The 14,077-nt window shown below is 46.7% G+C and carries 15 protein-coding genes; 13 read left to right on the forward strand and 2 right to left on the reverse strand.

Annotated features, from left to right (window positions below; genetic code table 11):
- Nucleotides 1-2 precede the first annotated feature (2 nt).
- The 4 genes from I2H39_RS07375 to I2H39_RS07390 are packed head-to-tail and all read left to right on the forward strand — an operon-like array spanning nt 3 to nt 3,505.
- A complete protein-coding gene (locus I2H39_RS07375) occupies nt 3-1,280 on the forward strand; it encodes a TRAP transporter large permease (protein ID WP_195626145.1) in 1,278 nt (425 codons plus the stop codon).
- A 20-nt stretch (nt 1,281-1,300) separates the two neighbouring features.
- Entirely contained in the window at nt 1,301-2,314 is a 1,014-nt protein-coding gene (locus I2H39_RS07380) for a DctP family TRAP transporter solute-binding subunit (protein ID WP_138307684.1), read from the forward strand.
- A gap of 16 nt (nt 2,315-2,330) precedes the next feature.
- A complete protein-coding gene (locus I2H39_RS07385; RefSeq protein WP_138307686.1) occupies nt 2,331-3,014 on the forward strand; it encodes a cyclase family protein in 684 nt (227 codons plus the stop codon).
- 11 nt (nt 3,015-3,025) lie between these two features.
- Complete coding sequence (locus tag I2H39_RS07390) at nt 3,026-3,505, forward strand: TRAP transporter small permease (RefSeq protein ID WP_138307688.1); 480 nt, start codon at nt 3,026-3,028, stop codon at nt 3,503-3,505.
- 169 nt (nt 3,506-3,674) lie between these two features.
- On the opposite strand, the gene I2H39_RS07395 is transcribed toward I2H39_RS07390, so the two are convergent.
- Together I2H39_RS07395 and I2H39_RS07400 are read right to left on the reverse strand one after the other, a co-directional pair.
- Nucleotides 3,675-5,552 (reverse strand): argininosuccinate lyase, encoded by a 1,878-nt coding sequence (locus I2H39_RS07395; protein ID WP_195626146.1) that lies wholly within the window; start codon nt 5,550-5,552, stop codon nt 3,675-3,677.
- Nucleotides 5,553-5,783: 231 nt separating this feature from the next.
- On the reverse strand, nt 5,784-6,677 hold the full coding sequence (locus I2H39_RS07400; RefSeq protein WP_138307693.1) for a LysR family transcriptional regulator: 894 nt from the start codon (nt 6,675-6,677) through the stop codon (nt 5,784-5,786).
- 216 nt (nt 6,678-6,893) lie between these two features.
- Between I2H39_RS07400 and I2H39_RS07405 the strand changes: the two genes are divergently transcribed.
- The 9 genes from I2H39_RS07405 to I2H39_RS07445 all read left to right on the forward strand — a co-directional run bounded on the left by I2H39_RS07405 (nt 6,894) and on the right by I2H39_RS07445 (nt 14,047).
- Nucleotides 6,894-7,982 (forward strand): DctP family TRAP transporter solute-binding subunit, encoded by a 1,089-nt coding sequence (locus I2H39_RS07405; RefSeq protein WP_195626147.1) that lies wholly within the window; start codon nt 6,894-6,896, stop codon nt 7,980-7,982.
- Between the two features lie 14 nt (nt 7,983-7,996).
- On the forward strand, nt 7,997-8,488 hold the full coding sequence (locus tag I2H39_RS07410; RefSeq protein ID WP_178332239.1) for a TRAP transporter small permease: 492 nt from the start codon (nt 7,997-7,999) through the stop codon (nt 8,486-8,488).
- 1 nt (nt 8,489) lies between these two features.
- Nucleotides 8,490-9,776: a TRAP transporter large permease gene (locus tag I2H39_RS07415; RefSeq protein WP_178332240.1), complete on the forward strand. Its 1,287-nt coding sequence runs from the start codon at nt 8,490-8,492 to the stop codon at nt 9,774-9,776.
- 74 nt (nt 9,777-9,850) lie between these two features.
- Entirely contained in the window at nt 9,851-10,294 is a 444-nt protein-coding gene (locus I2H39_RS07420; protein WP_178332241.1) for an OsmC family protein, read from the forward strand.
- Nucleotides 10,295-10,329: 35 nt separating this feature from the next.
- The gene (locus I2H39_RS07425) at nt 10,330-10,710 is read left to right on the forward strand and encodes a cupin domain-containing protein (protein ID WP_178332242.1); all 381 of its coding nucleotides are present in this window, start codon (nt 10,330-10,332) and stop codon (nt 10,708-10,710) included.
- A complete protein-coding gene (gcvH, locus tag I2H39_RS07430) occupies nt 10,710-11,114 on the forward strand; it encodes a glycine cleavage system protein GcvH (RefSeq protein ID WP_178332243.1) in 405 nt (134 codons plus the stop codon). Before I2H39_RS07425 ends, gcvH begins: the two co-directional genes overlap by 1 nt.
- A gap of 100 nt (nt 11,115-11,214) precedes the next feature.
- The gene (lpdA, locus tag I2H39_RS07435) at nt 11,215-12,594 is read left to right on the forward strand and encodes a dihydrolipoyl dehydrogenase (RefSeq protein WP_178332244.1); all 1,380 of its coding nucleotides are present in this window, start codon (nt 11,215-11,217) and stop codon (nt 12,592-12,594) included.
- Between the two features lie 292 nt (nt 12,595-12,886).
- On the forward strand, nt 12,887-13,432 hold the full coding sequence (locus I2H39_RS07440) for a nitroreductase family protein (protein ID WP_178332245.1): 546 nt from the start codon (nt 12,887-12,889) through the stop codon (nt 13,430-13,432).
- A 111-nt stretch (nt 13,433-13,543) separates the two neighbouring features.
- Complete coding sequence (locus tag I2H39_RS07445; RefSeq protein WP_195626149.1) at nt 13,544-14,047, forward strand: effector binding domain-containing protein; 504 nt, start codon at nt 13,544-13,546, stop codon at nt 14,045-14,047.
- Nucleotides 14,048-14,077: the final 30 nt, after the last annotated feature.

The following is a 14,077-nucleotide window of genomic DNA, read 5'->3' on the forward strand; positions in this document are numbered from 1 at the left end:
TCTTGAATATTGCAGTTTTGATGGGAGTATTTTTTTTATTACTGTTTTTGGGAGTTCCGATTGCATATTCGCTGTGTCTGTCTGCGGTGCTTTATATGGCGCTTTTTATGGACGTACCTATGATAATCATAGGGCAGCAGATGCTCAAAGGGGTGGATTCATTTACACTGATGGCCATACCGTTTTTTGTAATTGCAGGCGGGCTCATGGAATCAGGCGGTATTTCAAAACGGATTGTAAATTTTGCCAGAACAATAGTCGGCCATTTGCCCGGAGGGCTGGCTATTGTTACAGTTGTGGCCAGTATGATTTTTGCCGCCATGACAGGTGCGGGAGCAGCAACCACTGCGGCTGTAGGCGGAATCATGATTCCGTCCATGCAGGAGGAAGGGTATGACGGCGGCTATGCCAGTGCAGTCCAGGCCGTGGGAGGAATATTCGGCCCTCTCATTCCGCCAAGTATACTTATGGTTTTATACGGAGTTGCTTCCGGGGAGTCAGTAGGGGATATGCTGCTGGCGGGACTTGTGCCGGGACTCTTTCTTGGAGTAATTGTCATAGCGGTTGTGGTGTGGCAATGCATCAAAAAAGGTTACAAGGGAGTAGGGCATTTTAGTTTGAAGCGTGCAGCAAAATCTTTTTTGGATGCCACCTGGGCCATACTTGCGCCAATCATTATTTTAGGGGGGATATACTCCGGATTGTTTACCCCCACAGAAGCTTCTGCCGTTGCCTGCTTTTACTGTCTGATTATCGGGCTGTTTGTTTACAGGGAGCTTGATTATAAAACGTTAGGTTCGGTGGTATTCAAATCAGTCAGGACAGCAGCCGGTATTATGCTGATTGTAGCAGCTACCCAGGCATTTGGATGGGTTCTGACAAGAGCAGGAATTCCCCAGATGGTAGCGGAAGGGTTTACCTCTGTAATATCAAGTCCGACCATGTTTATGTTTGCTGTTGTTTTAATTCTGATTGTGGCAGGCTGTTTCATAGATGCGGTACCGGCATTGCTGATTTTTGCACCTATATTGATTCCTACAGCAACCCAGTATGGAATTTCTTTGATTCATTTCGGGGTGGTTATGGTGGTTACTTTATGTATTGGACTGGTGACGCCTCCTGTGGGGATTAACCTGTTTGTTGCGTCCTCGGTAGGCGGACAGCCCATTCACAAAATCATACCACATTTACCGGTACTCATTGCCTCGATTATCGTGGGAACCATAGCTATTGTATTGATACCTGGCATTTCAACATCACTGCCGGCGTTAATGAAATAAAATATAAGGAGGATTTAATTATGAGAAAGACTGGATTGTATATGTTGTTGGCGGCAGCTGTATTTACTATGGGGGGCTGCGGCGGAACTAACAAACCGGCTTCTGCTGAAAACGGAGGAACGGAAACATCAATTGAGCTCAGTGTATTCGCGGGTTCTATAGCAGAGAACACACCTACCGGCACCGGATTAAAAGCCATGGTCGATTATATCAATGAAAATGGGGGAGGGACCCTCAAGGCGACCGATTATTACGATACAGCTTTAGGCGATGCTACGTCCATGGTGCAGGGGCTTCAGCAGGGAACAATTGATATTGGCGTGTCCGGCACAGCCTATTTTTCGGGACTGGTTCCGGAGGTGGAGGTGTTCCAGCTTCCATTCTTATTTGATAATCTGGAAGAAGCCAGAGCAGCTGTGGATGGAGAGGCATCTGAAAAGATATTTGAAACGTTTGCTGAAAAGGGAATTGTGGGATTGGCCTTTTGGGAGAATGGTTTCCGTGAACTCAGCAATAATGTAAGGCCGGTTACAACGCCAGCTGATTTAAATGGCATTAAGATGAGGACATTGCCTGCAACTGTACAGGTAGAGACATGGAAGGCATTGGGAGCCCTGCCCACAACCATTGATGCATCTGAGCTGTATACAGCATTGCAGCAGGGGACTGTCAGTGCAGAAGAGAATCCGCTTCACGAAATTGTATCCAGGAAGTTTTACGAGGTTCAGCCGTATATAACGCTGACAGACCACGTTTATACGCCGTTTATGATGGGCATGAGCCAGAAAACATGGGATAAACTGAGTGAGCAGCAGAAACAGGTTGTGATGGATGCGGCTAATGCCGGTAAAGAGGCGCAGAGGAAGGCAAATGAGGAAAAGACAATAGAGGCAAAACAGGTGCTGCTGGATAACGGGTGTGAGATTGTGGAAAATCCTGATAAGGAAGCATTTAAGGAAATTGCAGTGACTGTCTGGACGGTATTCACAGATGAAAACGGAACAGAGCTGCTTGATATCATCCGGAAAAATTAAAGGAGGAACGGAAAACATGAAGAGAATAACGGACCTTACCCTGCCGATTGTTGAACATTGGAGGTATGGAATCAGGTTTGACTTAGCTTCATCCCATGCCAATAAAGACCGTTGGCAGACAACCAAATATAATCTTCAGTCACATTGGTTTACCCACATTGATGCGCCTGTCCATCACGACCCCAATGGCAAGAATCTGGATGCATATCCAATCAGCGATTGGTGTGTCTCAGATTGCCTGATTCTGGATTTATCATATGTGGGTGACAACGAGGCCATTACTGCCCGGATGCTGGAACAGGCAAATGAACCCTTTAAGGATAAACACTATGATACGATTTTACTTCGCTCAGACAGAGGACGAAGGGTATCGTGGGAATCCGTGGAATTTTGGGATAATTCCTGCTGGGTCAGCGCGGACGGAGGAAAATGGATTCGGGACTATAAGCCTAAAGTAGTTGGATTTGACTTTCCTCAGGATTATGAAATACGCAACATACGAACCGCAAAGCCGGAAGACCCCATTGTACAGCCGGTGCATGATTACGTCCTTAAAGAGGGAGAGATATTAATGATTGAATATCTTACTAATTTGTGGGAAGTAGGACAGCCAACCTGTCAATTGATTGCGCTTCCGCTTAACACAAAAAAGGCGGATGGCTCCCAGATAAGGGTAATTGCGGTAACTGAACAACCCTAGGAGGAATAGAGATGAGAAATTTGGTTTCAAAGCTGGATTCAGGGGTAAGGAGCATATTCGGTTATATGGGGATTCTAATGATTTTAATTGAGACATATGCTGTCTTTGCCCGCAATGTTTTGAAGACACCGGCGCCATGGACAGATGAAACGCTGAAAATGCTGTTCGTATGGTCTATATTTGTTTGTTCCAGCCTGGCATTTATGGGAGATGAGTTAATAGGTCTGGACCTTGTTCAGGAAAAGGTATCACATAACAGAAGGGCATATGGCGGTTTAAAAATCCTTCAATATACCCTTGGGCTTGTGTTCGGAATACTTACAACCAACTGGGGGCTTAATATTATTTTGATGCAGCTGTCCACAGGTGAGAAAACAGCCGTTGTAAAATATCCGTTGTGGATAATTAACGCAGGCTTTTTGACAGGAAGCGTAATGCTGGTGGTATTTGCCTTATGGAAAATATATGACTGCAGGAAGTACTTTAAGTAGTTTCAATCAGGAAAAGGGATGAAGGGAAAAGTAACGGTGCATTAAAGGTATACGGACCCAGACTGCCAAAGAACCCCTATCAAGCTGCGGCTGATAGAGGTTCTTTTTTGAAACTGTAAAATGGAAACACGCCCTTTACCCAATTCCTGTATCATGTGTTACATGAAACTTAATCGTCAACGTAAATACCCACAATACCCTTGGATTTCGATGTTACAATGCGGAAACCGTCCCCGTCCCTGCTTGTTGTATTTGAATCCACAATCTTACCAGAAGCATTAACCAGATAGAACTTAAAAACAGAACCTATGCCCGCGGTATCTCTGGTATCCATATTTGCAGTATCCTGATTATCAGGAAGAGTATAAGCTTCCGACAGGTCTTTATTCTTCTTGGAAACCACACTCCCGAAAGCAGTGCTCCCGGTCTTGTCGTCTACACTCCGTGCTGTTAAATAATCTTGAATAAAGTCCTCTGTACCGACTTTATAATAAAGTGTATACCACTCTACTATTTCAGCAGGATTAAACCCATTTCTATTGTATACGGTTTCTTCTTTTATAATCTGATACTTGTCATCGGAATCTGCCTTTAAAAGCATCCCCGACATATAAAGTCTGCCGTCCTTCTTTCCGCTTAGACCTGTGCCCTTATACTTGCCGGCCTCCGTAAAGTAAAAAACGTAAGGTTCGCCATCAATATCCACCGTGGTTTTTCCGGTTCTTAAAGCTCCGTCGTCGCTTCCGCCGAAGTAATAGGCGTAATAGAGGTTCTTTTCACACCATACGGAACTGTCAAGAAAAGCGTCCACTCCATCGAAGGGATAATCAGGATTGTCCTCATCCATTACATTCAACCCGTCATAAAGCTCATAGAAGCCGGTTTCATTATCAATTATTATGAACTTATTCTTCCCAATGAAGTGAAGACCGTGAATCATACGTCCGTCGTCCCTGAAGGCGTAGGTTTTGCCCTTAACAGTCTTGAACTCACCGGCACAGATGTTGCCGCGGCCATCTGCATAATACCAGGAATCTTCGTCCTCATCGTATTTATCTTCGTTGAGATATTCAGCCGGAACAACCTTGAACCATCCTCTGCTTGTCCTGGCGCCATCCTCAACGCTGTTGAAATACTTCCATGACTTTGAATATTTGTAATCAGCCGCCCTGCCCGTAATCACATCACTGTCGCTTACCTTTGAAATTGGATTATTCAAAAGAGATTGATAGGAGGCAACATGAGTGCCCAAATCGCCTTCATCCAGGGACCACTCCGCCACCATGGCGCCGTTCGCATCAAAGGCGTACTTTCTGCCGTTGATTGTTTTCTCCCTGGTACGCTCATCGTTATCCGAGTACACCTTCTTGCCGTTGCTTTTGAAATAGAACCAGCGTGTCTGGTTTTCATCATCATTAAAAGCCGCCGCCGTGTACTTATAATCATCCTCTGTTGCTTCGCTGTAAGTAACATCCATCTGCAGCCAGCCGACGGTCATAACACCGTCATCAGCCCCGCCGAAGTAGTAATCTCCATCCTTGAAGCCCTCGCCGCCGCTGTTGTCTACACGTTCTGCGCTTTCTGCATTGACCCAGCCGAAAAACATCCGGCCTTCTTCATCAAAGGCATACTTCCTGCCATTGACTGTTTTAATGGCGACTTTATCATTGTTTCCGTTGGTAAGAGCCTTTCCGTTAGATTGGAAATAATACCAGTAATGGTCCGGCTCGTCATCGGTACCGGCATCCTCGTTGTCAATTGCCACCCACTGATTAACAGCCATAAGACCATTGGCATCTACATAATAATAGTTATCGCCATCCTGGATTAACCGGTCCGCTGCCATCTGGCCGTCACTGTCAAGATAGAACCAGTTATCACCGTATTTCTTCCACTGGTTTGACGCCCTTGTGCCGTCGCTGTTGTAGTACACCCAGATTCCCTCTTCCTCAGCCCAGCCTGTAGACGCCAGGGAGATTGTGGATGCCCCCATAACCAACGCTGCTGCGGTCATTAATACAACCCCTGATTTTGTCAGCTTTCTCAAATTATGTACCCCCTTTTTTCGTTTGGAACTCATGTGTTTTCCGCCCTGGCCCTTTCCGCGATACGGTGAAGGGCCTGTTCCTCTTTCCTTAAAAACGCCGGACATCGGTCCCGGCCTTTCTGTTCTGATTGGATACTTACTCCTTTACCATAGCGGAAAAACGGGCAGTTTACAAGAGGGTGGCTTCAAACGGCAATTTTTGGCCGCAAAAAGACATATGGACAGCCCTTTTTAGTCATTTTCGTTCTGAAGCCAGTTTTCAAAAAACTCCAGGAAATGCCTGGCGGCCGGGGGCAGGTTTCGCTTTTTTAAATACATCAGGTTTACGTTGATGATAGGGGAGGTATCAATATCTGCCAGACAGATATCAGGGGACTGAATCCGCCGTGCAACGCTTTTAAGCATGACGGCAATTCCCAGCCCCTGTTTGACAAAGTCTATGACAGCGCTGATTGGCAGAGAGGTAAGCTGAGGCGTAAAAAGACATTTTTGGCACAAGCCCACAAAGAGCTTTTGCTCTACAGAGCTGTTGTCCTGTATGATGATAGTCTCGTTCTGCAACTTTTCCACCGGGATGCTTGAAAGGCTGCCGAAAGGATGGGAGGACGGAAGGACGGCGGTCAGTGAATCTCTCTCATATAATAGACGGGAAAATTCACTTTCCTTGAATTCATCCGATGTTTCACCAATCCAGACAAAGTCGGCAACACAGTCATATAACAGCTTCTTAAGATTGCTGTGGGATTCCACAATAACATTTAAGGTGCAGTCCAGGTTCTGACCCTTATAATGGGCCAGTGCATCGGTAATCCCGTAGTAGACCATCTGGGAGGTAGAGGCAATGGAGACAGAATTGCGTTTTTTGATGGAAACAGCTGCGGCTGCACGGTTGTAGTCGTTCATCAGCAGTGTAATTTGTTCTGCATAATGAAGGAGGAGATTGCCGTCAGCACTGAGCTTTACACGTCGTGTGGAGCGGTCAAAAAGAATGACTCCCAATTCCCGTTCTATGGACTGGATGTGCTTTGACAGGGATGATTGGGAAATGTAAAGGATGTCCGCTGCTTCCATATAGTTTTTGGTTTTAGCCAGAGTAACAAATTCGGAAAGATACTTGATTTCCATAGACCCTCCATGTTGGTATTTATTCCATTGGGGATAATTTATAAGACGCCGGATGATTTATTCTGTTATGGAATAAATGGTGGATTTATTCGAATTGCTTATGAATATTTCACAATGGTATAATACATGTATCAAATGAAAATGTCAAGTTGCTGCAGCAATAGTCATATAACAATGAAAAGGTGTATAAAAACAACTAAAAAGGAGCAAAATGCTATGAAAAAAATGTGGAAAAGCGCCATATCAATAATGGCGGCTGTAAGCATGTGCGCAGGGCTTAGCGCATGTGGCGGTTCCGGCGGAACGTCCACAACTGCTAAGATGCCGGCTGATTCTAGTGCTGAAAACAAGACATCTGAAACGTCTTCAGGCGGCGGCAAAGTAAAGATTAAGCTGAATACCAGCTGGGGTGAGAACAGTTCTGTCCAGGAGGGGGCGCTAAAGTTTAAGGAACTGGTGGAAGAGGCCTCCGGAGGGCGGATAGAAGTGGCGGTTTATCCCAGCAACCAGCTGGCCTCCGGCAACCAGCAGACAGCAGTTGAGATGGTCCAGAATGGCGATATCGAAGCAGCCCTTTTTGGAATGACAATCTTATCCTTCCTGGATGACAGGCTGGCGGTAGTAAACATGCCGTTTCTGATTCCGTCCCAGGAGGCCGCGGATGCCCTTATTTTTGATGAAAATGCTGAGAGCCGGAAAATTCTGGATAATGTGATTGGGGACAATGGTATGGTTTCCCTGTCATTTGGTGAAGCCGGTTTCCGCCAGATTAGTAATAATAAACGGGAGATAAAGTCACCGGAGGATATGAAGGGGCTTAAATTCCGCGTCCTCAGTACATGCCCTATGTTCTTTGACCTGTATAATGCATTGGGGGCCAATCCGACCGCCATCAACATGAGCGAGGTGTTTACATCTTTACAGCAGGGCGTGGTTGACGGACAGGAAAATGCGGTTGACACCTTCATGTCCTACAATTTAAACGAAGTGCAGTCCTATATTACCTGCTGGAACGGCGTGTATGACGCGGTGGCTTTTGTTGCAAGTCCCCAGTTTATGAGCGGGTTAAGTGAGGATGACCAAAAGCTGGTAAGAGATTGTGCGAAACAGGCCATGGATTTCCAGAGGGAGATATCACGGGCAGGTGAACAGGAAATTCTGACCAGAATGGGGGAGACTATGACGGTGACCTATCTCAGTGACGAAGAGATTGGGGTATTCAGGGACGCGGCTGCCGGTGTTTATGACCAGTGGTATGATGCAATCGGCGCTGATATCATGACTGCATTTGGTTATGAGAAATAAAAGGAGCAAACGCTATGAGTAAGATACTTGACCATATCGAAGAAATCATTCTGGTGCCTGGCTTTGCCCTCATGCTGATTATCAACTTTGGAAATGTGGTATCACGTTATATCCTGCGTTCCTCCTGGGCATTCACAGAAGAATTGTGTGTCATGATGTTTGTATACATAACATTTTTCGGGGCGGCGGTAGCGGTAAAGCGGCGCCAGCATCTGGGATTTACTTTGATTCTTGACAAGCTTACGCCGGTTTGGCGGATGATATTTGATACATTCATAACCATATGTACGGTTATCTTTGTGGTACTTATGATAAAGTACGGAATTCTTGTCTGTCAGAATCAGATGAAATTCAACTCCATGACAGCAGCTCTGCGCATTCCCACGGCTTATGCAGGCGCATGCATTCCCATAGGCGGTATTTTCATTCTGTTCCGGACTGCGGAGGTTTATTTTCTGGATATGAGGAGTCATCTGAGGGATTATTGCGGGAAGAAAGGAAACTGATATGATACTTTTTGCAGTGTTTTTTGCGCTGGTTTTTACCGGCATGCCCATTGCCTACTGTCTGGGTATCTCATCTATATTTTCCTTGATGAAGGACGGGTTTAACCTGACTACATTTGCAAGTACCATGTACAGCGGCACTGCCAAATTCAGTCTGCTTGCGATTCCGTTTTTCATTCTTACAGGCGTCATCATGGAAAAGGCTGGTATATCAAGACGGCTGGTTGAGTTTGCCAAGGTCATGGTAGGCCATATATTTGGCGGACTGGCTATTGTTACAGTTATTGTGTGCTGTTTCTTTGCGGCCATATCCGGTTCTGGTCCGGCTACCGTAGCGGCTCTGGCCCCCATCCTTTTACCGGCCATGGTAGATGCGGGATATGACCGGGAATGGTCGGCGGCTCTTATTGCCAATGGCGGGAACGTAGGAATCATCATTCCGCCCAGCGTGGTGTTTGTTATATACGGTGTCATTGCCGAGGTTTCCATCGGAAAACTGTTCCTGGCAGGTATTATTCCCGGTATCCTCTTTGGCGGCGGCCTTATAGCGGCAGCCCTCATATCCCTGAAACGTCAGGAAAAGAAGAGGCAGAGACTGACCCGTCTTCCAATGGCAGGCCGTGAGGAACGCATGGCGGCCTTTAAGGATGCTGTCTGGGGTATTGTTACTCCGGTTATCATCCTGGGCGGCATATACTCCGGCGTATTCACAGCTACAGAATCAGCAGGAGTCGCTGCCGTGTACGGACTTTTTGTGGGTATCTTTATCTATAAACAGATTAAGCTTAAAGATCTTTGGAATATATTTGTGGAAGCAGCTGTGTCGACCGCAGTGGTCATGTTTATCATTGCAACGGCGAGCGTATTTGCCTATGTTCTGACCACCAACGGTGTTCCGCAGATGCTGTCGGGCGCCATTATTTCCATGACAGCCAATAAAATCCTGCTTCTGCTTTTAATGAACATTATCCTGTTGTTTGCAGGCTGTTTTCTGGACAGCGGCTCCTGTATGTACATTTTTATTCCCATCCTGCTCCCTATTGTCAAGTTTATCGGCTATGACCCGGTGGTGTTTGGTGTTGTTGCCACGGTAAACCTGGCAATCGGTATGGCTACGCCGCCTGTAGGGCTGGATTTATATGTGGCCTGCAATGCCTCAGGCGTAACACTGAAGAGTATTTCCGTGCAGACACTGCGGTTTGTGGCGGCAAGCCTGGTGGTGCTGGTTCTTTTGACCTATCTGCCCCAGATTACTACTTTTCTGCCATCTATACTGAACATCAAGTAAGATAAATGTCCCTTCAGGGATACACGTGATAAAACATCATTAAAAATCGAAAACATATGAATGGAGATGAAGATATGCCGGATGTTACACATAGGGCGTCAGCCCGAAAGGGCAGGGACGAATTTGTCAAGGTTACTGCCCGGAACCATACGATTACCATTGACGAACCGATTGAAAAAGGGGGAACGGATACTGGCATGAACCCGGTGGAGATGCTGCTGGGAAGTATTGCCGCCTGCCTCACCCTGACAATCAGCATATATGCTGAGGCCATGGGAGTAAATGTGGAGGATATTCGGGTGGATGTGGAGGGAGACCTGAATTCCGCCGGAATGAAGGGAAGCGCCCGGGTGCGCCCTGGCTTTAACAGGATACGTCCCCACATTACCGTAAAGACGGATGTGGCCCCTGAGATGTTTCAGCAGGTCATTGACCTTGCAGTTCTGCGGTGTCCTGTGGAGGATTCCGTATCCAAGGGCGTGGAATTTGACGAGCCCTGCGTTACCATAGAAAAATAATATAAAAAAGAATGAAAATAATGGAGGAAATTATCATGACAAACAAACCTTTACATGGCTCAATCGTTGATTTACCGGATGCACCAGGTGTCTTTTTTCCGGGTGCCACAAAGAAAGTCGTATTCGGCCCAACTCATTTCTGGCCGGATTATGTGATGCGCTGCTGGATTCTGGACCCCAGCGGCGGTGAGGCTGATACCCACCATCATCCGTGGCCTCATTGGGTGGTATGTATAGACGGCCAGTGTGTCAATGTCATTGATGACGAGACTTTTGACATGAAGGCCGGTGACTGGATGTTTGTTCCGGGCGGTTCGGAACACCTGTTCCGCAATAAATCCGACAAGGAGAAATGCAGCGTACTGTGTATTGTTCCTCCGGAAGGAGATATTCCCATTGACGGAAAGGGGTGCTGATGCCGGTGGAGAGCCTAGTCATACCGGAGGGGTATTACTACACAAAGGGAGATACCTGGGTGTGCCGGAAAGAGGATGGATGCATACGGTTTGGGATTACGGACTATGCCCAGAAAAAGCTTAAGAAGATTGAGTATCTGAATCTGCCTGATGCTGAAAGTGAAGTGGTGCAAAACGAATCACTGGGTGAGGTGGAATCTCTAAAGGCGGTTTCTGAGATGGTTTCGCCCTTAAGCGGAAAGGTAATGTCAGTAAACAGTGAAGCAGTTGACAATCCGGAATTGCTGAATGAGGACCCATATGTGGGAGGCTGGATTCTGGAGATTGACTGCAGGGATTATGAACATCAGGTGGAGCGGCTTATGAATGCCGCCCAGTATGAGATGTATCTGAATGGAAGATAAAATCATTGGTTTCCTGAAATTGAAATGAAACAAATAAAATGACAAGCAAGGAGCGCAGTAGGCATTATTACTGCGCTCTAACTATACAAGGAGGATTGTGATGAATGATTATCAACTGCTTATAATCGGCGCGGGGCCCGGCGGCTATGAAGCCGCCATCCGGGCAGCGGAACTGGGAATGAAGACAGCTGTCATCGAGAAGGCTGAGATAGGAGGAACCTGCTTAAACCGTGGCTGTGTACCGACGAAAACCCTTTTACATACAGCAGAATTGCTTCAATCAGCCAGATATGCATCCAGGTATGGGATTCGCATACAGGAATCAGAACCGGATATGAGGGCTGTTTTCAGCAGAAAGGATGAGGTGGGGAAGAGTCTTAGAGATGGCCTTGAAAGTTTGCTGGAGAGCAAGGGGATAGTTATTATAGAAGGCACAGGAACAATCTGCGCAGAACACAGTGTGTCTGTGACAACAGGAGAAGGTGAAAGCATTGTCACGGGAGATGCTGTTCTCATTGCCAGCGGCAGTGTACCGGCAAGGCCTCCTATTCCAGGTCTTGATTTGGATGGTGTGATGACCTCAGATGATATTCTTAAGGGGACAGGTGAGCTGTACGAGTCCCTTGTAATCATGGGGGGAGGCGTCATCGGAGTGGAGCTGGCCACATTTTACAGCCGCCTTGGCACCAAGGTTACCATCCTGGAGGGAATGGGCCGGCTTTTGCCCAACATGGACAAGGAACTGGGACAAAACCTGTCTGCCATTCTGAAAAAGCAGGGCGTGGATGTATTGACCCAATCCATGGTGACACGCATTACAAAAGAAAGGGGGCTTATGAGTGTGGAGTATGACCGGAGCGGCGGGACCGGTGTAGTACAGGGAGAGAGGGTACTCTGCGCAATCGGGCGTATTCCTAACCTGGAGGGGGTTCTCGGTAAAGGGATAGAGCTGGATATGGAACGCCGCAGAATCAAAGTGGACAGCAGGTTTGAGACGAGTATGCCCGGAGTTTATGCCATAGGGGATGTATCCTCCCGGATACAGCTGGCTCATGTGGCTTCTGCCCAGGGACGTGCCTGCGTGGAGATGATGGCCGGCCTGGTGCCCTCCACAGACCTTAAGACGGTTCCGGGGTGTGTCTACTGCCAGCCGGAGATAGCCAGTGCAGGGCTGACGGAGGAAGAAGCAAAAGCCCGGGGAATATGGGCTGTCAGCGGTAAATATGTTATGTTTTCCAACAGCCGGACCGTGATTCGTGAGGCGCCCCGCTCCTTCATGAAAATTGTGGCAGACAGGGAAAACCACAGGATATTAGGCGCCCATCTTATGTGTGAACATGCCACGGACATGATTTCAGAGCTGACATCGGCCATAGCAAATGGTATGACCGCAGAGGCGCTGCTGACAGTTATGCGCCCGCATCCCACCTTTGAGGAGGGAGTCACGGATGCGTTAAGGGCTCTGTGCAAAAAGTTGTAGTCCTCCTGAAGGAGAATATTCATATTACAACGCCCGCTGTAATTTTCTCAAAGTCAGTATGGAAAATTTGTTGACTGGCAGGATGATAACCATAAAGATTGGACGGCAATGCAATTTACAGGTTTTATCTTGGTATATGAGTTGAGGTTTGTACAGAATCATAATATAATTATATACAGAGAACGGAAGCCAGAATTTTATAAAGGGTTTTAATACATAAAGCATGTTCCATTCGTTGCTGCCCAACAAAAAATACAGATAAATACAATAAAATGTTAAAGGAGAAAAGGATATGAAATTTGAGGATTTACAGTTGGCGAGAGAAAGCTGCAGGATTTACAGCGACAAAAAGGTTTCAAGGGAGACATTAACCCATTTGGTTGATGTTGCACGAATGGCTCCAAGCGGCTGTAATTCGCAGCCCTGGCATTTTATTGTTGTGGATGAGCCGGAGGCGCATGCAAAGGTAGTGGAAGCCTTTGACGATAATGGCCTGACCGGTTGCCCGTGGGGAGAAAATGTGCCTGCATTTATTATGATTTGCGAGGAAGAAGGACATTTGAAACCTGGAGTTGCAGAACATTATGGTTCTCAGCATTTCGCGCAGATGGATATCGGAATGGCAGCAATGGGCGTGTGTTATGAAGCCACATCGCTGGGATTAGGAACATGCATTATCGGCACAATGAATCAGGAAAAACTGCATAAGGCATTTGGGATTCCAAAAGAAAGGGCAGTACGTTTAATTATTACCGTAGGATATCCGGCCAAACAAAGCGGGCCCCGCAGAAAGATAAGAAAAAATTTGGACGAGGTATTAAGTTATAACCATTGGTAATGCGGAAATAAACAGCATCCGGCGGGCGTCGTTTTTTTTCAATACAAAATGGTACTCTGGGTTTATAATAATACCATTTATCTGTAAAGCATAATGAGCAGGAGGACAAAAATGGACATGCCATTTCGCATTGAAAACAAGGAGAGCTTTCGCATAGCCGGCTACTCAATACAGACAACAAACAAGAGGGGGGAGGGAAAAAAAGCAATTCCGTCATTCTGGACTAAGTTTAAGACCGGCAATCTTGAAAAACCGCTGCTGGAAGCGGCGAACCGGGAAGCCCGGGGATTGTTCGGCATCTGCATTTACAATACGGACCAGACAGACGCACGAAGGTTTGAGTATATGATTGGGATTTTATGTGACTGCGATGCACAGGGGGATTTGAAGGTATACACTGTACCCGCCATGACATGGGCAGTATTTCCCTGTACAAAGGAAACCATAGGAAAAACGGAGGTTCAGGCAATCACAAAATGGCTGCCCAAATCAAAATACAGACCGTTAAATAAAGGCTACATCACCGGCAGGATGAAATCAGGTGCGCCGGATATTGAATTTTATGGGAAGGACGGGCATATTGAGGTCTGGGTTGCGGTGAAGGAAAAAGGCTGAAGCCGTGGCGTTGTAAGCGGAATTTTAGAA

Source organism: Clostridium sp. 1001283B150225_161107_B6 (assembly GCF_015556325.1).
Taxonomy (GTDB): Bacteria; Bacillota; Clostridia; order Lachnospirales; family Lachnospiraceae; genus Enterocloster.

What these genes read in the sequence shown, in the direction of transcription:
- I2H39_RS07380 (WP_138307684.1), top strand. Translation starts at nt 1,301, where the DNA reads ATGAGAAAGACTGGATTGTATATGTTGTTGGCGGCAGCTGTATTTACT.
- I2H39_RS07385 (WP_138307686.1), top strand. Translation starts at nt 2,331, where the DNA reads ATGAAGAGAATAACGGACCTTACCCTGCCGATTGTTGAACATTGGAGG.
- I2H39_RS07390 (WP_138307688.1), top strand. Translation starts at nt 3,026, where the DNA reads ATGAGAAATTTGGTTTCAAAGCTGGATTCAGGGGTAAGGAGCATATTC.
- I2H39_RS07400 (WP_138307693.1), bottom strand. Translation starts at nt 6,677, where the DNA reads ATGGAAATCAAGTATCTTTCCGAATTTGTTACTCTGGCTAAAACCAAA.
- I2H39_RS07405 (WP_195626147.1), top strand. Translation starts at nt 6,894, where the DNA reads ATGAAAAAAATGTGGAAAAGCGCCATATCAATAATGGCGGCTGTAAGC.
- I2H39_RS07410 (WP_178332239.1), top strand. Translation starts at nt 7,997, where the DNA reads ATGAGTAAGATACTTGACCATATCGAAGAAATCATTCTGGTGCCTGGC.
- I2H39_RS07415 (WP_178332240.1), top strand. Translation starts at nt 8,490, where the DNA reads ATGATACTTTTTGCAGTGTTTTTTGCGCTGGTTTTTACCGGCATGCCC.
- I2H39_RS07420 (WP_178332241.1), top strand. Translation starts at nt 9,851, where the DNA reads ATGCCGGATGTTACACATAGGGCGTCAGCCCGAAAGGGCAGGGACGAA.
- I2H39_RS07425 (WP_178332242.1), top strand. Translation starts at nt 10,330, where the DNA reads ATGACAAACAAACCTTTACATGGCTCAATCGTTGATTTACCGGATGCA.
- gcvH (WP_178332243.1), top strand. Translation starts at nt 10,710, where the DNA reads ATGCCGGTGGAGAGCCTAGTCATACCGGAGGGGTATTACTACACAAAG.
- lpdA (WP_178332244.1), top strand. Translation starts at nt 11,215, where the DNA reads ATGAATGATTATCAACTGCTTATAATCGGCGCGGGGCCCGGCGGCTAT.
- I2H39_RS07440 (WP_178332245.1), top strand. Translation starts at nt 12,887, where the DNA reads ATGAAATTTGAGGATTTACAGTTGGCGAGAGAAAGCTGCAGGATTTAC.
- I2H39_RS07445 (WP_195626149.1), top strand. Translation starts at nt 13,544, where the DNA reads ATGGACATGCCATTTCGCATTGAAAACAAGGAGAGCTTTCGCATAGCC.